At 73.9% G+C, this 22,534-nt stretch carries 19 protein-coding genes; 8 read left to right on the top strand and 11 right to left on the bottom strand.

Translation table 11 applies throughout. The annotated features are described in order from the left end of the window. Nucleotides 1-47: 47 nt before the first annotated feature. From ACIQWA_RS31490 to ssd, 7 genes are all read right to left on the bottom strand, one after another. A complete protein-coding gene (locus tag ACIQWA_RS31490) occupies nt 48-551 on the bottom strand; it encodes a TadE family type IV pilus minor pilin (protein WP_402488082.1) in 504 nt (167 codons plus the stop codon). Next, the gene (locus ACIQWA_RS31485) at nt 541-813 is read right to left on the bottom strand and encodes a DUF4244 domain-containing protein (RefSeq protein ID WP_360226965.1); all 273 of its coding nucleotides are present in this window, start codon (nt 811-813) and stop codon (nt 541-543) included. The genes ACIQWA_RS31490 and ACIQWA_RS31485 overlap by 11 nt, the downstream gene beginning before the upstream one ends. 74 nt (nt 814-887) lie before the next feature. Further along, nucleotides 888-1,349 carry a type II secretion system F family protein gene (locus ACIQWA_RS31480; protein ID WP_402488080.1) on the bottom strand — a complete coding sequence of 154 codons (462 nt, stop codon included), beginning with the start codon at nt 1,347-1,349 and terminating at the stop codon, nt 888-890. Between the two features lie 374 nt (nt 1,350-1,723). Further along, a complete protein-coding gene (locus tag ACIQWA_RS31475; RefSeq protein WP_402488078.1) occupies nt 1,724-2,770 on the bottom strand; it encodes a type II secretion system F family protein in 1,047 nt (348 codons plus the stop codon). A gap of 1 nt (nt 2,771) precedes the next feature. Next, nucleotides 2,772-2,987 carry a hypothetical protein gene (locus tag ACIQWA_RS31470; protein WP_402488076.1) on the bottom strand — a complete coding sequence of 72 codons (216 nt, stop codon included), beginning with the start codon at nt 2,985-2,987 and terminating at the stop codon, nt 2,772-2,774. After that, complete coding sequence (locus tag ACIQWA_RS31465) at nt 2,984-4,237, bottom strand: TadA family conjugal transfer-associated ATPase (RefSeq protein ID WP_402488074.1); 1,254 nt, start codon at nt 4,235-4,237, stop codon at nt 2,984-2,986. The genes ACIQWA_RS31470 and ACIQWA_RS31465 overlap by 4 nt, the downstream gene beginning before the upstream one ends. Nucleotides 4,238-4,320: 83 nt before the next feature. Beyond that, nucleotides 4,321-5,445, bottom strand: a complete 1,125-nt coding sequence (gene ssd / locus ACIQWA_RS31460) for a septum site-determining protein Ssd (protein WP_360226980.1) — start codon at nt 5,443-5,445, stop codon at nt 4,321-4,323. Between the two features lie 854 nt (nt 5,446-6,299). Here ssd and ACIQWA_RS31455 point away from each other — a divergent pair. After that, nucleotides 6,300-7,097 (top strand): HAD family hydrolase, encoded by a 798-nt coding sequence (locus tag ACIQWA_RS31455; RefSeq protein WP_402488267.1) that lies wholly within the window; start codon nt 6,300-6,302, stop codon nt 7,095-7,097. 481 nt (nt 7,098-7,578) lie between these two features. On the opposite strand, the gene ACIQWA_RS31450 is transcribed toward ACIQWA_RS31455, so the two are convergent. Continuing rightward, nucleotides 7,579-8,469, bottom strand: a complete 891-nt coding sequence (locus ACIQWA_RS31450; protein WP_360226983.1) for an oxidoreductase — start codon at nt 8,467-8,469, stop codon at nt 7,579-7,581. A 219-nt stretch (nt 8,470-8,688) separates the two neighbouring features. Here ACIQWA_RS31450 and ACIQWA_RS31445 point away from each other — a divergent pair, with 219 nt between their 5' ends. The 3 genes from ACIQWA_RS31445 to acs all read left to right on the top strand — a co-directional run bounded on the left by ACIQWA_RS31445 (nt 8,689) and on the right by acs (nt 14,986). Beyond that, a complete protein-coding gene (locus ACIQWA_RS31445) occupies nt 8,689-9,720 on the top strand; it encodes an ATP-binding protein (RefSeq protein ID WP_402488072.1) in 1,032 nt (343 codons plus the stop codon). Nucleotides 9,721-10,220: 500 nt separating this feature from the next. Beyond that, nucleotides 10,221-12,584, top strand: coding sequence for a SulP family inorganic anion transporter (locus tag ACIQWA_RS31440; RefSeq protein WP_402488070.1), 2,364 nt, complete (start codon nt 10,221-10,223; stop codon nt 12,582-12,584). A gap of 440 nt (nt 12,585-13,024) precedes the next feature. Continuing rightward, complete coding sequence (gene acs / locus ACIQWA_RS31435) at nt 13,025-14,986, top strand: acetate--CoA ligase (protein ID WP_360226992.1); 1,962 nt, start codon at nt 13,025-13,027, stop codon at nt 14,984-14,986. A gap of 107 nt (nt 14,987-15,093) precedes the next feature. Here the strand turns inward: acs and ACIQWA_RS31430 are convergent, their stop codons facing one another. Then, nucleotides 15,094-16,356 (bottom strand): serine hydrolase domain-containing protein, encoded by a 1,263-nt coding sequence (locus ACIQWA_RS31430; protein ID WP_402488068.1) that lies wholly within the window; start codon nt 16,354-16,356, stop codon nt 15,094-15,096. Nucleotides 16,357-16,735: 379 nt separating this feature from the next. Between ACIQWA_RS31430 and nhaA the strand changes: the two genes are divergently transcribed. From nhaA to ACIQWA_RS31410, 4 genes are all read left to right on the top strand, one after another. Further along, nucleotides 16,736-18,130 (top strand): Na+/H+ antiporter NhaA, encoded by a 1,395-nt coding sequence (gene nhaA, locus ACIQWA_RS31425; RefSeq protein ID WP_402488066.1) that lies wholly within the window; start codon nt 16,736-16,738, stop codon nt 18,128-18,130. A gap of 259 nt (nt 18,131-18,389) precedes the next feature. Beyond that, the gene (locus ACIQWA_RS31420; RefSeq protein ID WP_360226998.1) at nt 18,390-18,866 is read left to right on the top strand and encodes a phage holin family protein; all 477 of its coding nucleotides are present in this window, start codon (nt 18,390-18,392) and stop codon (nt 18,864-18,866) included. Nucleotides 18,867-18,949: 83 nt separating this feature from the next. Beyond that, a complete protein-coding gene (locus ACIQWA_RS31415; protein WP_402488064.1) occupies nt 18,950-19,981 on the top strand; it encodes an alpha/beta fold hydrolase in 1,032 nt (343 codons plus the stop codon). A 144-nt stretch (nt 19,982-20,125) separates the two neighbouring features. Then, a complete protein-coding gene (locus ACIQWA_RS31410) occupies nt 20,126-20,335 on the top strand; it encodes a hypothetical protein (RefSeq protein WP_360227004.1) in 210 nt (69 codons plus the stop codon). A gap of 77 nt (nt 20,336-20,412) precedes the next feature. On the opposite strand, the gene ACIQWA_RS31405 is transcribed toward ACIQWA_RS31410, so the two are convergent. Beyond that, nucleotides 20,413-21,114 carry a metal-dependent hydrolase gene (locus ACIQWA_RS31405; RefSeq protein ID WP_402488062.1) on the bottom strand — a complete coding sequence of 234 codons (702 nt, stop codon included), beginning with the start codon at nt 21,112-21,114 and terminating at the stop codon, nt 20,413-20,415. A gap of 196 nt (nt 21,115-21,310) precedes the next feature. Beyond that, nucleotides 21,311-22,495, bottom strand: coding sequence for a MarP family serine protease (locus ACIQWA_RS31400; protein ID WP_360227010.1), 1,185 nt, complete (start codon nt 22,493-22,495; stop codon nt 21,311-21,313). Nucleotides 22,496-22,534 lie beyond the last annotated feature (39 nt).

Genomic DNA, 22,534 nt, shown 5'->3' with positions numbered 1-22,534 from the left:
ACAAACCCGCGCCGGCCGGGCACTCCACCGGATCGGCTGGCGGGCCGTCATGCCGGCCATGCGCCTCCACCTCCCTCCGCGGTTCCTTCCGCTCCTCCCGCTGTGCTGCCCAGGACGTCCTCCCGGGCGGCCACCGCCATCGCGCCGACCCGGACGGCGAGCAGCCCGGCCAGCCTCCCCGGCGCCGCGCACGGGGCGTCCACGTCGACCCGAACCGTGTCCGCCGCGACCGCCACCCGAACCCGCGCTCCCGGCGGGGCGGCCGCACGGGCGAGTTCGGCGGCATTCGACTCGCCCCGCGCGGCCGCCCTGGCGCCGATCCGGGCCGCGTCCACGCAGGTGATCTGCGCCGCGGCCGCGAGCACGCCCCAGATCAGCATCGCCGCGAGCAGGACGAGCGCGGGCAGCAGCACCGCCGTCTCCGCCGTGACGAAGCCGGCGTCCCCGCGCCGCCCCCGCCAGGACCCCTGCCACGGCCCCTGCCAAGGCCTCCGTACGGCCCGCCCGGCCCGGTTCGACCGGCCGGGCCGCGGTCGGGCGCTACGTCGCACGGAGGGCCCGTTCCAGTGTCTCGGTCAGCGCCCCGGTGATGGCCGCGCTGGTGACCACCTTGTACAGCCCGGCGGCGAGCGCGCACGCACCCAGCGTGCCGACGGCATACTCCGCCGTGGTCATCCCGGCGTCCGAACGCCCCCGGTACCGTGAGACCCTGCGGACCCGGCCGGCGACCCCGCGGCTCTTCCGCCGCCACGCTCCCGGCAGATGCTGAAACGGACGCCCGATGTTGGGCCTGGTCGCGAAAACTGCAGTCATCGATCTCTCCTGTCTGGATACTTACCGTTCCTTCTCGCGAGTCCCGGCCCGACCGGCCCGGACCCGACGCCCACTCACATCGCCCACCCGAACCGGCTGGTCAGGCCGATCACCACCGGCACCACTCCGATCAGGACGAAGGCCGGCAGGAAGCAGAGCCCGAGCGGCGCGGTGGCGAGCACCGCGGCCCGGCGGACCCTGATGTGGGCCGCCCGGGCGGCGGCGGTCCGCTGCTCCCGGGCCAGTTCGACCAACGGGCCGGTCGCAGGAGCTCCGCCGAGGCTCGTCCGGACCAGACACCGCGCCAGCGGCGCCAGCGCCGGGTGCTGTTCGCCCAGCCTGGTCCAGCAGAGCTCCGGCGGTGCGCCCAGGACCAGTTCGGTCCCGATCGCGACCAGCCTCGGCCCGAGCGGTGCGCCCACACTCCGACCCACCGCCGCCACCGCCGCCGAGGGCAGCGCCGCCGCCCCGAGGCAGGCCGCCAACAGCTCGGCGCCCAGGGGGAGTTGCCTGAGCAGCAGCTGCTCATCCAGCATCGCCCGTCGATCCGTCGGCGACCGGGCCCGGGCCGACCACCGGTGGGCGCCCACCGCCGCCACCACCCCGGCCACCGCGCCGGCGCCACCGCCGACCAGCACCGCCACCGCCAGCCCCGCGACGACCGCCGTTGCCAGTCTCCGCCGGGGTCCAGCACCGCTGCGCCCGACACCGCTGGGCCCAACACCACTGCGCCCCGGCCCGGTTCGGCTCCGCACCTCCTCCCGTTCCCGCTGCCAGGCGAACGCCCTCCGTCGGGCACGGCGCCCCGCCCGGTGCCGGGCCACCCCGGCCACAGCCGCCGATACCGCCACAGCCGTCACCGGGAGCCCGGCCGACACCCACCCGCCCGAAAGCCACCCGCCCGGTCGCATCACCCCGCCCCCGCTCCGACATCGAGCGCCCCGGCCCACGGACCTCCTCGCCGCCCACCGCCGCCCCGAGGCAGGCCCGCCGTCCCGGGACGGCTCCCGACACCTGGGGGAGCCTCCAACGCTCCCCGAGGCGCCTCCAGCGCACCCTGGGCCGCCGCCCGGACGATCCGGGCCGTCCAGAACACCCCCAGCCCCTCCAGCACCGCCCCCGCCGCCAGGCAGCCGAGTCCGGCCGGGGTGTGCAGCAGGACCTCCACCGGACGGGCCCCGATCGCTCCGCCCAGGAGCAGTCCCGCACCCGGCAGGGCGGCCAGGACCGCGATCGTCGCGCGCGGTCCGGCCAGCTCCCCCGCGATCTCCTCGGTCAACGCCCGCTCACCGCGCAGCGCCTCCGCGACCCGGTCCAGCGCGGCGGCCAGCCCCGACCCGCCGTCGGAGGCCACCCGCCAGCAGGCCGCGATCGCTGCCGCCCCGCTGCCGCCGGGCAGTTCGGCGAGCAGCTGGAGCGCGGCGGGCACGTCCCCGCCGTAGCGCCCCGCCGCCAGCCGGGCCACCGGCTCCGCACCGAGCCGGCGCAGCCCCTCCGGGTCCGCGGCCAGCCGAGCCGTGACCAGGTGCAGGGCCTGCTCCGGGGTCGCACCGCTGCGCAACTCCCCGGCCAGCGCGGCGCACAGCTCCACCACCGCGGCGGCCCGCCGCCCGGCCTCGGCCTCCCGGCGCCGCCGAAGCCGCCACCTCCGCAGCGGGAGGACGGCCAGCACTCCCGCGAGCACCGGCACGGGCGAGGCGGTCGCCTGGCCGACGACCAAGCCCGCCGGTAGCGCCAGCAGTTCGGGCACCAGCAGCCCGGGAAGTCGACCCCGCGCCCGGCCCACCTCCGGTTCCGGCCCGTGGGCCGGGGGCCCGTACACCGGGGGCCCACTGCCTGCCAGCACCAGCCTGGAGCGCCGCCCACCGGGTAGCTGCTCCTGGACCGCCCGCCACCCGACGGCGGCCAGCAGGCACAGCACCGTCACCCAGCAGAGCGCCGGTTGGACCTGCGTCATGTCACCCACCTCCCTGCCCTCGGCCCTTCTTGCCCGGTGCCCCGAGCAGCACCAGAGCGCCCGTCGCACACGCGCCCAGGAACAGCACGAACCCGATCTCCACCAGCCGCAGCTCCCGCTCGGCCCGGCCCGCCGCCGTCAGCGCCACCGCCACCGGCCCCGAGGCCGCCACCCACACCGGCACCGCGGCCGAAACCGCCACCGCCACGGCCCTCATGGCGCCACCGCCCCGATCGCCACCCCGCGTGCGGCCAGCAGCCCGACCAGCCGTTCCCAGCCGGCGCCGGGCACCAGGCCGCCCGTGGCCGGGAACTCCACCGCCGGGGTGGTCACTGCCAGCCCTGCGCCGTCCCCGGCCAGCGTGTGGATCTCGGCCACCCGGCGCCGCCCCGAGCCCGAGTCCCGGACCAGGTGCACCACCACGTCCAGCGCGGCCCTCAGTTGGCTGTGCAGGGCCGGGCGGTCGAGCCCGGCGAGCGAGCCCAGCGCCTCCAGCCGGACCGGCACGTCCGCCGCCGTATTGGCGTGGACGGTGCCGGCGCCGCCTTCGTGCCCGGTGTTGAGCGCGGCCAGCAGGTCCGACACCTCGGCCCCGCGCACCTCGCCGATCACCAGCCGATCCGGCCGCATCCGCAGCGCCTGCCGGACGAGGTCCCGCAGGGTGAACTCGCCCAGCCCCTCCTGGTTCGGCGGCCTGCTCTGCAGGCGGACCACGTGCGGGTGGGCCGGCCGCAGTTCGGCGGAGTCCTCGGCGACCACGATCCGTTCGTCCGGCCCGACCAGGCCGAGCAGGGCCGCGAGCAGGGTCGTCTTGCCCGAGCCCGTCCCGCCCGAGACCAGCAGCGACAGCCGCGCCCGCACGATGCCGGCCAACAGCTGCGCGCCCTCCGGTGGCAGCGCACCGCCCGCCACCAACTCGTCCAGCGTGAACGGGCGGGGCCGCCACACCCGCAGCGAGATGTGCGTGCAGCCGGCCGCGATCGGCGGCAGCACCGCGTGCAGCCTGGTGCCGTCCGGCAGTCGGGCGTCCACCCAGGGCCGGGCGTCGTCCAGGCGCCGCCCGGCCGCGGTGGCCAGCCGGTGGGCCAACCGCCGCACCGCCTCGGTGTCGGCGAACCGGACCCCGGTGGCCCGGTGCAGACCGCCGCCACGGTCGACCCACACCTCGTCCGGACCGTTCACCAGCACATCCGTGACATCGGGCGCCGCCAGCAGCCGCTCCAGCGGGCCCGCACCCACCAGTTCGGCGCGCAGCGAGCGCACGGTGTCCAGCACTTCGTCCCCGCCGAGCGGTGGCCGGGTGGCCCGCAGCACGGCCGCGACCGAGCCCGCCGTCGGGGCGGCCCCGGACTCGGCCAGCCGCAGCCGGACCGCGTCCACCAGCTCCGCCGCCCGCTCCTCGCGAGCCGTCCGACCGTACGGGCAGGGCCCGTGTCCGGTCGGGCCCGGCCCGCCGGGCGGCGGCACGCTCCGGAGCGGCCGGTGCTCCCGCGCACCGTCGCCCGGGGCCGGCGCACCGCCCCGCGTTCCTGTCCTGCGCAGACGGACCATCAGTACGCACCTCCTCCGACCGCCGACACCGGCGGCAGCACCTCGTTCAGGAAACTCGCGCAGAAGCGCGCGAGCGGACCGCCCTCCCGTGTGCCGGGCGGGACGCCCTTCTCGACGTCCTCGGTCAGCCCCGGCTCCGGTTCCAGCTCCCCCGCCAGCTCCAGCCGCAGCCCGCGGGCGATCCGGTGGGCCGGGAGCCCGCCGGCCCGCACCGGCCGGACCACGGCCCGGACGTCCCCGAGCCGCATCCGGGCCGCCGCCGCGACCCGGTCGGCGGCCGCCACCGCACGCAGCTCGGCCGGGACGACCAGCAGCGCCAGGTCGGACTGCTCCAGCGCCTGCCCGGCGGCCGCGTCCAGGTGGCGCGGCAGGTCGATCACCACCAGCCCGCCGCGCCGCCGGGAGGCGGCCAGCACGCTGCGCATGGCGGCCGGCGGCACCGTGAGGGTGTCGCCGCGGTCCCAGGACAGGCAGGACAGCCCGGAGAGCCGTTTGAGGGCCGGCAGCGCCCTGGCGAGTTCGGCCCCGCTGACCCGCCCGCGCGAACCGGCCAGGTCGGGCCAGCGCAGCCCGCGGGCCGTCTCGCCGCCGAGCAGGACATCCAGGCCCCCGCCCAGCGGATCGCCGTCGAGGAGCATGGTCCGCCGCCCCGTCCGCGCGGCCGTGACCGCGAGGGCGCAGGCCAGGGTCGAGGCCCCGGCCCCGCCCCGGCCGCCGAGCACCGCGACGGTGACGGCCGGGGAGCCGACGCCTTCGGCCGCGTCCGCGATCCGGTCCAGCAGCCAGGCCTCGGCGTCGGGCAGGAACAGCACGTGTTCGGCGCCGAGTTGGACGGCTCTGACCCACACGCCGGGGTCGTCGAGGTCCAGCCCGAGCAGCAGCACCCCGCTGCGCCGGCCCAGCCCGGCGCAGTGCTCCGCCCGGTCGTCCCCGACCAGGACCAGCGGGGCCGCCTCCCACAGCTCGCGCGGCGGCGGCGCGCCCCTGATCAACCGGGGCTCGGTGCCCGCTGCCGCGCAGACCCGCAGCAGGTGCTCGGCCAGGTCCTCGTCCCCGGTGACGACGAGCGGCCCGGTGGCCGCGGGGCCCTCGGCGGTGACGTGGGAGGTGATCGGCGTCGACATGGTGTGCTCCCCTCTGCGCCGGCGGCCACCAGGGGCGGCCGCGGCGCGCGTCGGACGGTTCCGGCGGACGGCCGCCAGGCAGACCTCTGGGAGAGGAAGGGGGATGAGGCCCTGCCCGGCGACCGCCGCCGACCATCACGGTGGGGGGAGATCCGGATTCCGTCATCCACGTTCCGATTGCCTGTGGATAACTCGGGGGTTGTGGATAAAAACGTTCACCCGGGCGGGGGGCTATTCGTCGAAGAATTGACGAAAGGGGGTCACCAGGGTGAACCAGCCGTTCCACCGCCCCCGGCCGACCGCCCTCCGGGCCCCCGACACGCCACCCCCGCGCATGCCGCCAGGACGGGCCCCGCGCACCCCGCCGGAACGACCTCGCGGAGCCGATCGGAACCGGCCGTGGGCATCCTGCGCGTCATGAGCAAATGGCAACGCAGAGTGACGAAAGGTGGTGGACGGACCGAGCCGTCGACACCACCTGTACACCTCGGGGAGGACCGCGCGGAAGCGTGCGCGAGGGGCGTTCAAGCCCTGAAAATGGCCCCGGACGTGCGACGACCCCCGCCGGGGGGGAGAGCGGGGGTCGTCTATCCACAGCCCGACTCGGGGGGGAGGAGCCGGACCGGGTTAGCACGGTCGCGAACGATCCGTGACTTCCATGGTGTACCCGAGCGGCCAGAAACACAAACCCGCACGCCCACGAGTACGCCGAATGGCGGGGTGTTTTGTGGCTCCCTCTATCCTCGGTTCCCGTGGACACCACCGAGAACGCCGACGACCACGCCGACGAGTCCCAGGGCGACCTCACCGGGCCCGAGGAGCCGGGCGCACCCGCCCGCCCCCGGCCGACCGGCCTGCGGACCGCCGCCTTCTTCGACCTCGACAAGACCATCATCGCCAAGTCGAGCGCACTGGCGTTCAGCCGGCCTTTCTACCAGGGCGGCCTGATCAACCGTCGGGCCGTACTGCGCAGCGCGTACGCCCAGTTCGTCTTCCTGGCCGGCGGCGCGGACCACGACCAGATGGAGAAGATGCGCGAGTACCTCTCCGCGCTCACCCGGGGCTGGAACGTCCAGCAGGTCCGCGAGATCGTCGCCGAGACCCTGCACACCCTGATCGACCCGATCATCTACGACGAGGCCGCCTCACTGATCGAACAGCATCACGCGGCCGGCCGGGACGTGGTGATCGTCAGCAGCTCCGGCTCCGAGGTGGTCGAGCCGATCGGCGAACTACTGGGCGCGGACCACGTGATCGCGACCCGGTTGAAGGTCGAGGACGGCTGCTACACCGGCGAGATCGAGTACTACGCCTACGCGGAGAACAAGGCCGCGGCGATCCGGGAGTTGGCGAGGACGGAGGGCTACGACCTGGCCGCGTCCTACGCCTACAGCGACTCCTCGACCGACCTGCCGCTGCTGGAGGCGGTCGGCCACCCCTCGGCCGTCAACCCCGACCGCGCGCTGCGCAAGGAGGCGCAGGCCCGGGAGTGGCCGGTGCTGCTCTTCGACCGGCCGGTGCAACTGCGACGGCGGGTGCCGGAGTTCTCCGCGCCCAGCGGTTCGGTGCTGACCGCCGTGGCGGTCGGGACGGCCGCGGTGACCGCCGGGGTCATCTGGTACCTGGCCCACCGGCGCCGCCCAGCCGCCTGACGCGCCCGCCGGAAGGCCTGGATCCGCGGCGACCCTCCTGCGATCCACCGGAAAGGCCCTGAAACGGGCAGATCGGCACAGACTTCCCGTTTCGGGTTCCCCTTTCGGCCGAAACGCGATACAAAGGAAGCACGGCCCGCGAGACCCGGTCAGGACCGAAGAGGTCAAACCGACAACGCAGTTCAGGCCCCACGGACCGCACGTACAGACATCCGAGCACCCACATGCAGCCGACCCGCTGTCGGGCCGCCGGACCAGACGAACGGGCAGGATCCCCGTCTGATCGGCACTTCCGGTGCATGCTTGGTCACCCGGCTGTCTGCACCAGCGGCGGCACCCAGCAGGATCAGGTGCCGCCGCATCTTCGTGTTTCGCGGCGTTCCCGGCGTGCGCGGCGCGCACCGTCCGCGGCGCACGCAACGGGCACGGGGCGCGCGCCGTTCACGGCGCGCGGGTCGCTGCGCCCCCGGCCCGTTCGGGCTCAGGCCATGCCGCGCTGCATCGCCTCGCAGACCGCCGTACTCTCCCGCACGCCCAGCCGCAGCGCCCGCCCACAGTGGGCGATCCAGGCCGCCATGCCCTCGGGCGTGCCCGCCAGGTAGCCCGCGAGGGCGCGCCGGTAGGTGTCGGTGCCCAGCTCGGCCAGACCGACCTCGGCGGGGCAGATCGACTTCGGGTCGAGGCCCTCGGCGATCAGCACGATCCGCATGGCGGCCCGCGCGATCAGCCCGTTGTGGCTGCCGAACGGCCGCAGGGCCAGCAGTTCGCCGTGCACCACCGACGCGACCACCAGGGCCGGCGTGCCCACGCCCTGCCCCTCCGCACGGGCCACCAGCAGCCGGGAGAGCTGGTCCAGCCGGGCCGCGACCTCCTCCGCGTCCGGCGCGGGCGGCAGCACGGGCCGCGGCCCGACCGCGGCCTCGACCTCGACGCTCTCCACCGGTTCCAGCTCCAGCGGGAACAGTTCCTCGGCCCCCTCTCCCGCCCGGCGCGGCCGACCGGCGGCCGGGTCGGCGTCGCCGACCGCGAGCAGGTGCAGCCGCGCCAGCACCTGGAGCGGCGAGTGCCGCCAGACGCTGAGCAGCTGGCCCGCCTCGGCCGTGATCCGCAGGGCCGCGCCGACCGTACGGGCCTCGGCGTCGGCGCTGAAGTCGGTGCGCCGCCGGACCTCCTCCAAGGGCCAGTCGGCCCCGGCCACGGCCGCCGAAGCGCGGGCGCCGCGCAGTGCGGACTCGGAGGTGACCTCGGCCGCGCGGCGGCGCATCACCCGGTGGCCGTAAAGCCGGTCGACGGCCTTGCGCACCTCGGCCACCGCGTCGGGCACCCCGGGGAGCTGGGCCAACGGGGCGAGGGGATCTGTTCCAGTGCTCACCTACCCGAGAGTAATGAACGGGCGGCCTCTCCTGGAACAGCAACCCCGCATCACCCGTTAGAGGCAATCCTCACTTCCCTCCCCCGATGGACCCCAAACCCCGGCTAGCATGGCCACTATCTGAGACGATAACGATTTCCAATTAGGGGGCGCCCCCACCTGCGCACCCCTGAGCACGCGGCCCTCCCCCAGGGCCCAGAGCGAGAGCCGGAGCCCCAGATGAAGATCGCCTTCGTCGGCAAGGGCGGCAGCGGGAAGACCACGCTGTCCGCACTGTTCATCCGCCACCTGGCCGCCATCGGCCGACCGGTGATCGCCGTCGACGCCGACATCAACCAGCACCTCGGCCCCGCACTCGGCCTGACGGATGCCCAGGCGGCCGACCTGCCCTCGCTCGGCGCGCACCTGCCGGAGATCAAGGAGTACCTGCGGGGCAGCAACCCGCTGATCCGTTCGGCCGACGAGATGATCAAAACCACGCCGCCCGGGCGCGGTTCGCGCCTGCTGCGGATCGTCGAGGAGAACCCGGTCTACGCCGCCTGCGCCCGCCCGATCGCGTTGGACGAGGGCTCTGTTCGACTGCTGGCCACCGGCGCGTTCACCGAGGAGGACCTCGGGGTGGCCTGCTACCACTCCAAGGTCGGCGCGGTGGAACTGCTGCTCAACCACCTGCTGGACGGCCCGGACGAGTACCTGGTCACCGACATGACGGCCGGCTCGGACTCCTTCGCCTCCGGGCTGTTCACCCGCTTCGACCTCACCTTCCTGGTGGCCGAACCCACCCGCAAGGGCGTCTCCGTCTACCGCCAGTACAAGGACTACGCCCGGGACTTCGGCGTGCAGCTCCGGGTGATCGGCAACAAGGTGCAGGGCCCGGACGACCTGGCGTTCCTGCGCCGCGAGGTCGGCGACGACCTGCTCACCACCTTCGGGCAGTCGGACTGGGTACGCCGACTGGAGCAGGGTGCCGAGCCGCCGTTGAAGTCGCTGGAGCCGGCCAACCGGGCCGTGCTGGAGGAGCTGCGGATCGAGGCCGAAGCGGCGTACGGGCTGCGCGACGAGCACCGCTACACCGAGCAGGCGGTGCTCTTCCACCGGCGCAACGCGGAGAGTTGGGCCAACGCCAAGGTCGGCATCGACCTGGCGTCCCAGGTGGACGAGGGCTTCGTCCTCGGCGGAATCCCGAGCGACCTCGCGGGCGGACTCCCGGACGGCCTTCCGAGCGGACTCCCGGCCGGAGCCCCCGTCTGACACCACCGCGCGGCTCCGCGCACGGCACCGCCACCGACCGGACGGGCCGCGGCCTCCCCCTCACCCCGGGGGAGGCCGCGGCCCGTTCGCCGTTCCGGCCCCACTCCAGCCGACCGCCCAGGACCGCCCCAGGAGCGCCCCAGGAGCGCCCCGAGCCTCCCACCAGCAGATTCCCGTCCGTTCGAACACCACCCAATGGAGTGAACCAGCGATTTTCCGCTTCCCTCCGAGAACGACGCTGTGCAAAGCTTTCATTACCCTCGGTTTACCGAGTCTTGATGGCCCGTCCCGACGGCCCTCGGCGAGACATCCCGCACCTCGCCCTGGCCCCTGGCGGGCCCAGATGGTCGACGCCGGCCGGTGACACCCGCATTCCCCGCCGCGCCCACGCCATCCCGCCACACCGTCGCGACCCACGACAGCCGATCCGCCCCGGAGCCCCACCCCGGACTCACCACCGGACCTGACTGCGTTCGTTCCCCCGGACAGACGGGAAGACCATGACCCTCGACATCTCCAGCGCACCCATCGCCTCCGACACCACCGACCACGCGCCACCCGGCCCCGGCTCCCGGGCCCGGTGGGCCCAGGACCTCTCCGCCTCCGTGGTGGTCTTCCTGATCGCCGTGCCGTTCTCCCTCGGCATCGCGCTCGCCACCGGCGCCCCGCTCACCGCGGGGCTGGCGGCCGCGGCCGTGGGCGGCATCGTGGTCGGGCTGTGCGGCGGCACCCCGCTCATGGTCAGCGGCCCCTCAGCCGCACTGACCGTGATCACCGCCGGGCTCATCGCCCAGTACGGCTGGCGGGCCACCTGCGCCATCACCCTCGCCGCCGGACTGCTCCAACTCCTGCTCGGTGCACGCCGGGTGGCCCGGACGGCACTCGCGGTCTCACCCGCGATCGTGCACGGCATGCTGGCCGGGGTCGGGCTGACCATCGCCATCGCCCAGCTGCACGTCGTCCTCGGCGGCTCCCCGCAGAGCTCGGCGTTCGCCAACCTGCTCGCGATGCCGGGGCAGTTGGCCGGTCCGCACCCACCCGCCCTGCTGGCCGGCTCGGTGACCGTGGCCGTGCTGCTGGGCTGGCCCAGGCTCGACCGACTCCCGGGCCGCGCGGGCGAGTTCGGTGCCCGCCTGACCAAAGTGCCCGGCCCGCTGGCCGCCGTGGCCGTCGCCACCGCGCTCGCCCTCGCCCTGGACCTGCAGCTCGCCCACATCGAACTTCCCGCCTGGCAGCCGCACTCCCTGGTGCCCGCGCTGCCGCACGGTTCGCTCGCCGGGGTGCTCGCCGCCGTCCTGACCGTCACCGCCGTCGCGAGCGTGGAGTCGCTGCTGTCCGCCGTGGCGGTGGACCGGATGTCCCAGCGCACCGGCGACCTCGACCGCGAGCTGCGCGGGCAGGGCCTCGCCAACCTGGTCAGCGGGCTGGTCGGCGGACTGCCGATCGCCGGCGGCGCCGTCCGCAGCACGGCCAACGTCCGGGCCGGCGGGCAGAGCCGATGGGCCTCGGTCATGCACGGAGTCTGGGTGCTCGTGGCCGCACTGGCGCTGACCGGTGGGCTGCGCCGGATCCCGCTGGCCGCACTGGCCGCGCTGGTGCTGGTGGTCGGGCTGCAGATGGTGAGCTTCGCGCACATCCGCAACGTGCACCGGCACCGCGAGTTCCCGGTCTACCTGACCACCCTGCTCGCCGTGGTGGCCTTCGGCGTGCTGTGGGGCGTCGGCCTCGGTGCCGCCACCGCCGTCCTGCTCGCGCTCTACCGGCTCACCCGGGCCCATGTGGACGTCGCGACCGGCCCCGACGGCTCGGTCACCGTCCAGACCCACGGTCCGCTCACCTTCACCGCCGTCCCCCGGCTGAGCCGGGCGCTGGCCGGGATCCCCGCGGGCGCCGAGGTCACCGTGGTGCACGACGGCTCCTTCCTGGACCACGCCGCCTACGAGACGCTGCACGACTGGCGGACGGGGCACCAGGCCGCGGGCGGCCAGGTCTCGCTGGTGACGCGGCGCCAGGACGACGAGGTGCTCGACCCCGACGGCACCGTCCGCGCGGGCAGTTCACCGGGCCCGCACCGCTGCCGGGCCTGGACGCCCTGGGGCGGCCACCACTGCATCGAGCAGCAGGAGGACCCGCACGGCCGGCTACTGGACGGCGTCCGGGTGTTCCAGCAGCACACCGCTCCGCTGGTCAGGCCCGAACTCGCCCGGCTGGCCCGGGAAGGGCAGACGCCGTCCCAGCTCTTCCTGACCTGCGCGGACTCCCGGATGGTGACCAGCATGATCACCAACAGCGGGCCGGGCGACCTCTTCACCGTCCGGAACGTCGGCAACCTGGTGCCGGCCCCGTTCGAGCCCGGGGCGGCCGACGACTCGGTGGCCGCCGCGGTGCAGTACGCGGTCGAGGCGCTGGAGGTGCGCTCGATCACGATCTGCGGCCACTCCGGCTGCGGCGCGATGAAGGCCCTGCTGGACGGCGTGCACGAGCGCCCCGGGTCACCCACCCCGCTGACCCGATGGCTGCGCAACGGCCGCGGCTCGCTGGACCGGCTCCGACGGGCCCCGGCCGAGTTCGCCGACCGGCCGGTGGTGGACCTCGCGGAGCAGCTCTGCATCACCAACGTGGTGCAGCAGTTGGACCAGCTGATGGCGAACCCCGCGGTGGAGCGCCGGGTCGAGGAGGGCACCCTGCGCCTGGTCGGGATGTACTTCGACTTCGCCACCGCCCAGGCCTACGTCCTGGACCGCGCTGCCGGGACGTTCAGCCCGGTCGAGGCCCGGCCGGACGGCGATTCTGCCGAACGGGTGAGGAGCGACGCCCGGATTCCGGCCGCCGGCAGCGAGGAGGGGCCCCAGCTGGCCGCCTGAGAGCCGGGCCCGTGTCTCCCGCCGGGCGGGCCGGGACACGGGCCCTCCGGCCGCCGCGCGGCCTGCCGCCCCCGGGCGGCGGGCCGCGCGGAGGTCGCGCCGTGGTCGGGCAGTGGTCGGGCCAGGGCCGAGCAGCGGTCGGGCCGGGGTCGTCGCCGTGACCATCACCATGACCCGTCATCGACCGTCATCGCCGCCGCGACCGGCACCATGATCACCACCGTGACCGGAACCACAGTCGTGCGATCGTCGTACGACGATCGGCCCACCGTACGGCCGAATCGGCGATCGACCGTTCGACGATCGGTCAAAGGTCTACACCAATTGCAGGGAGCCTCTTGTCAACTGGCCCATTCGCCTGGTGAGCTGTGCGCTGGGACACACGGGACAATCCCCACCCACGGGATCGCCCCAGATCATGACTCGATGAGGAGTGCGCGTTGAGCAACGAGAGCCTGGCCAACCTGCTCAAGGAGGAGCGGCGTTTCGCCCCGCCGGCAGAGCTCGCCGCAGCGGCCAACGTCACCGCGGCCGCGTACGCCCAGGCCTCCGAGGACCGTCTGGGCTTCTGGGCCGAGCAGGCCCGCCGCCTGAGCTGGGCGGTCGAGCCGACCGAGACGCTCGACTGGTCCAACCCGCCCTTCGCCAAGTGGTTCGCCGACGGCAAGCTCAACGTGGCCTACAACTGCGTCGACCGCCACGTCGAGAACGGCCTCGGCGACCGGGTCGCCATCCACTTCGAGGGCGAGCCCGGCGACAGCCGCTCGATCACCTACGCCCAGCTCAAGGACGAGGTCTCGCAGGCCGCCAACGCGCTGCTGGAGCTCGGCGTCCGCAAGGGCGACCGGGTCGCCGTCTACCTCCCGATGATCGCCGAGGCGGTCGTCGCGATGCTCGCCTGCGCCCGGATCGGCGCCACCCACTCGGTGGTCTTCGGCGGCTTCTCCGCCGACGCCGTCGCCTCCCGCATCCAGGACGCCCAAGCCAAGCTCGTCATCACCGCCGACGGCGGCTACCGCCGAGGCAAGGCCTCCGCGCTCAAGCCGGCCATCGACGAGGCGCTCACCAAGGTCGACGGCGTCGAGCACGTCCTGGTGATCCGCCGCACCGAGCAGGAGATCGCCTGGACCGAGGGCCGCGACGTCTGGTGGCACGAGATCACGGCGCGTCAGTCCACCGAGCACGCCCCCGAGGCGCACGACGCCGAGCACCCGCTGTTCATCCTCTACACCTCGGGCACCACCGGTAAGCCCAAGGGCATCCTGCACACCTCGGGCGGCTACCTCACCCAGGCCAGCTACACCCACCACGCGGTCTTCGACCTCAAGCCGGAGACCGACGTCTACTGGTGCACCGCCGACATCGGCTGGGTCACCGGCCACTCGTACATCGTCTACGGCCCGCTCTCCAACGGCGCCACCCAGGTCATCTACGAGGGCACCCCGGACACCCCGCACCAGGGGCGGTTCTGGGAGATCGTCCAGAAGTACGGCGTGACGATCCTCTACACCGCGCCGACCGCGATCCGCACCTTCATGAAGTGGGGCGACGACATCCCCGCGAAGTTCGACCTGTCCTCGCTGCGGGTGCTGGGCAGCGTCGGCGAGCCGATCAACCCCGAGGCGTGGGTCTGGTACCGCGAGCACATCGGCGGCGGCAAGGCCCCCATCGTCGACACCTGGTGGCAGACCGAGACCGGCGCCATGATGATCAGCCCGCTGCCGGGCGTCACCGAGACCAAGCCGGGCTCGGCCCAGCGCGCCCTGCCGGGCATCGCGGCCACCGTGGTGGACGACGAGGCCAACGAGGTCCCGAACGGCTCCGGCGGCTACCTGGTGCTCACCGAGCCGTGGCCGTCCATGCTCCGCACCATCTGGGGCGACGACCAGCGCTACATCGACACCTACTGGTCGCGCTTCGAGGGCCGCTACTTCGCCGGTGACGGCGCCAAGAAGGACGAGGACGGCGACATCTGGCTGCTCGGCCGGGTGGACGACGTCATGCTGGTCTCGGGCCACAACATCTCCACCACCGAGGTCGAGTCGGCCCTGGTCGGCCACCCGTCCGTGGCGGAGTCCGCCGTGGTGGGCGCCGCCGACCCCACCACCGGCCAGGCCATCGTCGCGTTCGTGATCCTGCGCGGCGGCGCCACCGAGAGCCCCGAGCTGGTCGAGGAGCTGCGCGCCCACGTCGGCCGCACGCTCGGCCCGATCGCCAAGCCGAAGCAGATCAAGGTCGTCGGCGAGCTGCCGAAGACCCGTTCCGGCAAGATCATGCGCCGTCTGCTGCGCGACATCGCCGAGGGCCGCGAGGTCGGTGACACCACCACCCTCGCGGACAGCACGGTGATGAGCCAGATCCAGGCCCAGCTGCCGCCGCACGGCAACGGCAACAACGGCTGATCGAGGCGTCAGAAGCCAGAAGCCTTGCGGAGCGGGGCCCCGGGCGGTGAAACACCGCCCGGGGCCCCGCCGCCGTCACGCCGTCATGCCGTCATGCCGTACGGGGCTCACCCCTCCGCCGCTGCGGCACCGGCCAGGGTGCGCAGGGTCTCGTACGCGCCCCGGACGATGCCCCGGCCGCGCAGGGCCCGCACTCCCGTCCCTGCTCCGACCAGCACCGCCAGCCCGACCTGGGCCTGCGGGCTGAACCCGACGAAGGCGCTGAACCCCCGGGTCGACCCGGCCTGGAAGACCAGTTCCTCGGCGCCCTCCCCCTCGGCGCCCGCCCCCTCGACCGGCACCCCCACCGCGCCGACCGCCGCACCGTCGTCACCATCCGCGCCGACCCCGCCCGGCCCACCACCCGGCCCCCACTGGTTCCAGCCCAGGCAGAGCCGGGTACCGCCCCGGAGCCGCCCCACCCTCGGCCGCCGGACCTCGCCGAGCGCCGTGCGCAGCGCCGGCGCGTCGGCCCGCCCGGGCAGCAGGACGGCGTCCAGTGACAGGTGCGCCTGGAGGTAGCGGAGCAGGTCGTCCGCGGTGGAGCGCAGGGCCGAGGCGCCCGGCAGGGCGGGCAGCCGGAAGGACGGCACCCACCGGCCGCGCCGGTATCCGCTGACGTCCTCCCGGCCGGGGCCGCTGGAGGTGTCCACCAGGCCGAGCGGCCCGCAGATCCGGGCGGCCAGCAGGTCGTCGTAGCGTTGTCCGGCCGCGTTGGCCAGCAGCAGTCCGAGCAGCCCGGAGCCGAGGTTGGAGTACCGCACCTGGGTCCCCGGGGTGCCCCGGACGGGGGTCCGTGACAGTGCGTCGAGCAGGTGGGTCGGCCCGAACGTGGCGTACGGGCGGGTGTACCACCGGGGTGCCGCGGCCGGCAGCAGGCCGACCGGAAGTCGGGGCAGGCCGGAGGTGTGGGTGGCCAGGTGGAGCAGGGTGATCGGCCGCTCGTGCGGGTAGCCGGGGACGGCGTTCGCGGGGAGGTAACGGTCGATCGGGTCGTCGTAGCGGACCTCGCCGCGGGCGGCCATCTCGGCGAGCAGCAGTCCGGTGAAGGTCTTGGTCACGGACCCGAGCTCGAAGCGGGTGTCGGCGCGGACCGGGTGGCGGCCGGAGCGGTCGGAGTGCCCCCGGCAGGCGACCGTCCGCTCGTCGCCGCGGATCACCACGACGGCGACGCCGCCGTCCGGCCCGGCGGAGCGGAACAGCGGACGGAGCAGCCGCTCGAGGTCCGCCGGGATGTCCTCGGCAGCCTCCGCGCGGAACTCCGGGACGTCCTCAGCGGGCTCCCCGGATAAGAGGGGCGGTTGGGGCAGGGTGGTGCCGCCACGGGGCATGGTCGTGCCTCCAGCAGGAACAGCGGGAACAGCATGAACAGGAGGAAGGGCAGGAAGAGCAGGAACGGAAGGGGGCGCGCACCGGCCCGGATCGGGCGGGCGCCTGCGATCGACCTTAGGGAGCCGTTCACCCGACTGCACTCGGCCTGGGCCGTTCGGGTACCGGTCCATTGCTCCTCGGGAGTGCAGAAGCGGCCCGCAGGGCTTAAGTCCTTTACTAGGACAATCCGGATGTCACCCGAACGTCCCGTTAGACTGTTAAGGACGCATCAAGGCCCTTGACAGGATCCGCGGGGCGTCACAGGGCGCGCCGGGAAGTCTGGTCGGCAACTGCACCACCCGTGCATCCGTTTGCCGCTCCCAGCCCCAGGAGGTCCCCGTGACCGACCAGCCGCCCGCCCACGAGCCGACGACCCGCCGCCGGCAGTTCCTCGGCCGGCTGTCACTGCCCGAGCGCACCTTCGTCACCGACGCCCTGCGCACCGAGACCGTCGGCGGCATGCTGCTGCTGGCCGCCGCCGTGGTCGCACTGATCTGGGCCAACGTCTGGCCGAACGCGTACGAGAGCGTGCTCGACCACCGGATCGGCCCCTCCGCCCCGCTCCACCTAGACCTCACCCTGGCCAACTGGGCCAAGGACGGCCTGCTGACGGTCTTCTTCTTCGTGGCCGGCATCGAGCTCAAGCGCGAGTTCGTCGCGGGCGAGCTGCGCACCCCGAGCGCCGCGCTGCTGCCGGTGATCGCCGCCGTCTGCGGCGTCGCCCTGCCCGCGATCCTGTTCGCCCTGGTCAACTCCGGCAGCGGCGGCCACCCCGGCGGCTGGGCCATCCCGACCGCCACCGACATCGCCTTCGCCCTCGGGGTGCTGGCCGTGGTCGGCAGTCACCTGCCCTCCGCACTGCGCGCGTTCCTGCTGACCCTGGCCGTGGTCGACGACCTGATCGCGATCCTGATCATCGCGGTCTTCTACAGCTCCGGGATCAAGTTCTGGGCACTCGGCCTGGCCTTCGCCGGCCTGGTGCTGTTCTGGTTCCTGCACCGGCGCGGGGTGAAGGGCTGGTACCTGTTCGTGCCGCTGGCCCTCGTGGTCTGGGCGCTGATGCACGAGAGCGGGATCCACGCCACGGTCGCCGGCGTCGCGATGGGCCTGATGCTGCGCTGCCACCGCGAGGGCGACGAGCGGCACTCCCCCGGCGAGCACATCGAGCACCTGGTCCGCCCGCTCTCGGCCGGACTGGCCGTCCCGGTGTTCGCGCTGTTCGCGGCCGGGGTGACGATCTCCGGCCCGGCACTGCGCGAGGTGTTCACCCAGGCCGCCCCGCTCGGCATCGTGATCGGCCTGCTGGTCGGCAAGACGGTGGGCATATTCGGCGGCACCTGGCTGGCCGCCCGGTTCACCCGGGCCGAGCTGAACCCCCAGCTCAAGTGGGCCGACCTGTTCGCCGTCTCGGTGCTCGCCGGGATCGGCTTCACCGTCTCGCTGCTGATCAGCGAACTGGCGTTCCCGGACGACCTGGCGCTGGCCGACCGCTCCAAGACGGCCGTCCTGGTCGGCTCGCTGCTCTGCGCGGTGGTCGCCACCGCGCTGCTCAAGCTGCGCAACCGGCACTACCGCGCCCTGTGCGAGGAGGAGGACCGGGACGAGGACGGCGACGGCATCCCGGACGTCTACCAGCAGGACGACCCGGCCTGGCGGGCCCGTACCGCCGACCCGGCGACGCTCGCCGAGGCACCCCGGCCCCTGCCGGGCGAAGGCCCCGGCACCGACCGCTGAGCCCCGCCGAGGGGCCCGCCGAACCCCGCCAACGGACCCCGCCGAACCCCGCCGAGGGACCCCGCACCGCACCCCGCAGCCGCCTTCCGAGGCCCGGACACGTCCCTCGGGCGGGGCCCCGGAGTGGTGTCCGACTGACCGGTAGGGGCATGATTCTGAGCTGTCGACACACCACTGACGCCTCCGGACCCCCCACCGGCCCCGGAAACCGCGCACCGCGACGGCGTCACGCCGCAACAGCCGCAGAGGAGAACCGCTGATGCCCACAGGAGCCGCAGACCCGTCCAGCAACGGCCGGGCGCCCTACGAGGGCGAGCGTTCGGTGGGGCAGCTGTTCGCGGCGGCCACCGCCGACCTGAGCGCCCTCGTCCACGACGAGATCGCGCTCGCCAAGTCCGAGATCAAGGCGGACGTCAAGCGCGGCGTCTCCGGCGGTGTCTCGGTCGCCGTCGCCGCCGTGGTGCTCCTGTTCTCCGTCCCGATGCTGAGTGCCGCGTTCGCCTTCGGCATCCACGCACTGGGCCTGTCGCTCGGCTGGTCCTTCCTCATCGTGGCGGGCGCCTACTGGGTGCTGGCCGCCATCCTCTTCGTGCTGGCGCGGCGCTTCTTCAAGAAGATCCAGAAGCCGGAGCGCACCATCGAGGGCGTCCAGCGGACCGCCGAGGTGCTGAAGAACGCCCGGCCGCGCCCGGCCACCCAGGAGGAGATCGACCGGGGCCTGGGCCGCATCCCGTAGCCGACCCCGCCCGTACGTGCCCGGACCCGCCCGCAGCGAGTGCCGGGCACGTGTCCTTCGCACGGATGTGACACGCTCTCGGTATGCCGCTCGACCAGAAGCCCGTTCCCGCGCAGCCGTCCGCCGTCTCCGGCCCCGCCTCGGGCCCCGGGGCCGGCCCGGAGGCCGGCGGGGGCGCCGCCGCCCCCGGACGGTCCGACGACGCCGCTGCCGAGGCGTGGAGCATCCGGCAGTCCGGTCCGTGGACGCACCGCGACCTGGCGGCCAACGGTGCCCGTTTCCACATCACCGAGCTGGGCTCCGGCCCGCTGGTGCTGCTGGTGCACGGCTGGCCCGAGTACTGGTGGGCCTGGCGCCACCAGCTGACCGCGCTGGCCGAGGCCGGCTACCGCGCCGTGGCGCTCGACCTGCGCGGCATCGGCGGCAGCGACCGCACCCCGCGCGGCTACGACCCGGGCAACCTCGCCCTGGACATCACCGGGGTGATCCGCTCGCTCGGCGAGCGCCGCGCGCACCTGGTGGGGCACGCCTCCGGCGGCACCCTGGCCTGGGTGGCGGCGGTGATGCGCCCCTCGGTGATCCAGAGCCTCACCGTGGTCTCGGCGGCGCACCCCCGGGACCTGCGCCGGGCGCTGCTGACGGACCGCAAGCAGATCGCCGCCTTCGACCACGTCCTGGGCTTCCAGCGGCCGTGGATACCGGAACGCCGCCTGGTCGCCGACGACGCGGCGCTGGTGGGCCGCTACCTGGACGAGTGGACCGGGCCGAACAAGCTGGACGGGGCGTCGGTGCACGCGTACCGGCAGGCGATCCAGATCCCCAGCACCGCGCACTGCTCGATCGAGCCCTACCGCTGGCTGCTGCGCTCGATGGCCCGGCCGGACGGCATCCAGTTCGCCCGTCGGATGAAGAAGCCGATCACCGCACCGACCCTGCACGTCCAGGGTGCCGCGGACCCGGTGCTGCTGTCGCACACCGCGCTGGGCGGCGGCGAGTACGTGGCGGCGCCGTACCGCTGGCGGCTGCTGCCGGGGGTCGGGCACTTCCCGCACGAGGAGGCTCCGGAGGAGTTCACCGCGGAGCTGCTGGACTGGGTCGGTCGCCACAAGGAGTGACGACGGGAGGGCCCTTCCCAGGACTCCCGGAAGGGGCCGAAAGTCCCAACTCCCTTGATGTTACGCTCATATGACATGCGCATGGGCCAGGTTCGGCGCACCAGAGGCGGTTACTCCCTCCGGCCCAGGGGCATCCATTCCGGTATGACCTGGATGCCCGATCGCGACGACGCCCCGCGCGGCCGACGCCACAACAGTCCCCAGCGCCCCGCACACCTCCCCGACTGGGCGGAGGACCTCGGCTTCGAGGGCCTCGACCGCCGCCAGCGCGGGGCGCAGCGGCAGATGGGCATCCCGCGGATCCTCGGCCGGCGCGCCCGCTGGGTGGGCGCACGGCTGCGGCGCGAGACCTGAGGCCCCGCGCCGCGCCCGCCTGACGTACGACGTCCGGGCGGCCGGTCAGTTCCGCACGGAGGTCGTACGGCGGCCGGTCAGTTCACGATCTGCGGTGACAGCGCCGTGAACCAGAGCAGCACGAAGGTCGCCACCGACATGACCGGCACCAGCACCTTGGTCTCGACGTTGTTGCCGCTGCGCTTGATCAGCACGATCTCGTAGCGCTCCTTGTGCGGCCACAGCAGCGGCGCGCCCTTCTTGGTCAGGCAGTCGCCCAACAGGTGCGCCAGCGTGCCCAGCCCGACGGCGTACGGCAGCCAGCCGGGCGCGTTGGGCATCCAGGTGTTCATCCCGAAGGTGCCGAGCGCGGCCAGGCCTATGACGGTGATCCACGCCTCCGGGCCGTTGCTCGGCGGGCAGAGCCGCAGCGCCTTGATCGCCAGTGCCAGGAGGAAGAACGTCACCGTGAGGGTGAAGTAGCGCCCCAGGAAGGTGACGCCGGCCCAGGTGCCGCCGCCCATCAGCGCGACGAACAGCAGCGAGTGGGTGGCATGCCGGTGCCCGCCGGAGGCCCAGGCCACGAAGCGGCAGAGCGCCTTGGAGAGCGGGCCGAGGAAGTTGGCGATCGAACCGTCGTGGTGGTCGAGGTCCGGCAGCAGTGCCGCGCCCGCGCACAGCACCGTGCCCATCAGTATGTCCGCCGGCTGGAGCGTGGTGTGCAGCAGCAGCGGGGGCAGGAAGGGGGCGGAGGCCGCGTACAGCATCGCCCCACTCACCGCGTGCGAATGACCCATCATCGGACTACCACGACCTCCCGTTGACTCACTCCGGGACGGCAACCCGGTTGAGCCGAACGGGTGAGCGCGGCCGAGGCTACCAGGGCGGCCTGACGGTACGACGGATCCCGCACCGGCGGGCCGCCGCCGATTCTGAACGCGCCCTGGGAGCGCGCCCTCAGCGCTCGCCCTCGGAGTGCGCCCTGGGAGCGAGGCTTCAGAGCGCGCAGCCCTGGGTGTCCACCCGGCCGCTCGCGCTGCTGCCCGCCGTTGCATCCTCGCGCACCTCGGCCGAGGTCAGCACGTATCCGGTGTCGGCGCTGTCCAGGGACTTGGCGAACACCACGCCGTACACCTGCCCGTCCGGGGTGAGCAGCGGGCCGCCGCTGTTGCCCTGGCGGACCAGCGAGCGCACCGAGTAGACGTCCCGCACCACCTGGCCGCGGTGGTAGATGTCCGGGCCGTTGGCCTGGATCCGGCCGCGGATGCGGGCGGGCTGGACGTTGAAGGCGCCGTTCTCGGGGAAGCCCGCGACGATCGCGCTGTCGTTGGTCCTCGCCTCGCCCGCGAAGGTCAGCGGGGGCGCGTTGAGCTTGGGCACGTCCAGGACGGCGATGTCCCGCTGCCAGTCGTAGCGGACCACCGTGGCGTCGTACAGCTGGCCGACGCCGCCGATCTGCACGGTCGGCTCGTCGACGCCGCCCACCACGTGGGCGTTGGTCATCACCCGGTGCGGGGCGAAGACGAAGCCGCTGCCCTCCAGGGTCTTGCCGCAGGAGGTCGCGGTGCCGACCACCTTGACCAGGCTCTGCCGCGCCCGGGCCACCGCCGGGCTGTTGGCCAGCGCCGGGTCCGGGGTGTCGACCTGGGTGATCGGCTCGTGCTCGAAGGGGTTGAAGACCTGCGGGAAGCCGTTGCGGGCGAGCACCTTGGAGAAGTCGGAGAACCAGTTCGGCGCGTCACCCGGCAGCGCCTCCTGGACGCCGCTGAGGATCGCCGAGGAGCGGACCTGCTTGGAGACCGTCGGCAGGGACGTGCCGGCCAGCGCGGAGCCGATCAGCCAGGCGACCAGCAGCATCGAGATCACGTTGACCACCGCGCCGCCGGACGCGTCCAGCACCCGGGCCGGACGGCGGTCGATGTGGCCGCGCAGCTTCCAGCCGTAGTGCGCGGTGACCGCCTGGCCGATCGCGGCGCAGACGATCACCACCACCACGGCCACCACCGAGGCCGTGGTGCCGGGGCTGAGGTGGTCGAGCAGCAGCGGCAGCAGCTGGACGGCCAGCAGGCCGCCGCCGAGGAAGCCGACGAGCGACAGGACGCCCACCACGAAGCCCTGCCGGTAGCCCGAAATGGCGAATCCGACGGCGGCGAGGACCAGCAGCACATCCAGCACGTTCACTCCGACACCCTCCCACGCTTCGCGACCGTGCCGCGCCGA

The organism is Kitasatospora sp. NPDC098652 (assembly GCF_044760155.1).
Lineage (GTDB): Bacteria > Actinomycetota > Actinomycetes > Streptomycetales > Streptomycetaceae > Kitasatospora.
Note: the sequence above shows the minus strand (reverse complement) of the source record. Positions and strands in the feature narration are given on the sequence as shown.

Bases quoted from the DNA above. Each gene is read 5' to 3' on its own strand.
- ACIQWA_RS31485 (WP_360226965.1), bottom strand. From the start codon at position 813: ATGACTGCAGTTTTCGCGACCAGGCCCAACATCGGGCGTCCGTTTCAG.
- ACIQWA_RS31480 (WP_402488080.1), bottom strand. From the start codon at position 1,349: ATGCTGGATGAGCAGCTGCTGCTCAGGCAACTCCCCCTGGGCGCCGAG.
- ACIQWA_RS31475 (WP_402488078.1), bottom strand. From the start codon at position 2,770: ATGACGCAGGTCCAACCGGCGCTCTGCTGGGTGACGGTGCTGTGCCTG.
- ACIQWA_RS31470 (WP_402488076.1), bottom strand. From the start codon at position 2,987: ATGAGGGCCGTGGCGGTGGCGGTTTCGGCCGCGGTGCCGGTGTGGGTG.
- ssd (WP_360226980.1), bottom strand. From the start codon at position 5,445: ATGTCGACGCCGATCACCTCCCACGTCACCGCCGAGGGCCCCGCGGCC.
- ACIQWA_RS31445 (WP_402488072.1), top strand. From the start codon at position 8,689: ATGAAGATCGCCTTCGTCGGCAAGGGCGGCAGCGGGAAGACCACGCTG.
- ACIQWA_RS31440 (WP_402488070.1), top strand. From the start codon at position 10,221: ATGACCCTCGACATCTCCAGCGCACCCATCGCCTCCGACACCACCGAC.
- ACIQWA_RS31430 (WP_402488068.1), bottom strand. From the start codon at position 16,356: ATGCCCCGTGGCGGCACCACCCTGCCCCAACCGCCCCTCTTATCCGGG.
- ACIQWA_RS31420 (WP_360226998.1), top strand. From the start codon at position 18,390: ATGCCCACAGGAGCCGCAGACCCGTCCAGCAACGGCCGGGCGCCCTAC.
- ACIQWA_RS31415 (WP_402488064.1), top strand. From the start codon at position 18,950: ATGCCGCTCGACCAGAAGCCCGTTCCCGCGCAGCCGTCCGCCGTCTCC.
- ACIQWA_RS31410 (WP_360227004.1), top strand. From the start codon at position 20,126: ATGACCTGGATGCCCGATCGCGACGACGCCCCGCGCGGCCGACGCCAC.
- ACIQWA_RS31405 (WP_402488062.1), bottom strand. From the start codon at position 21,114: ATGATGGGTCATTCGCACGCGGTGAGTGGGGCGATGCTGTACGCGGCC.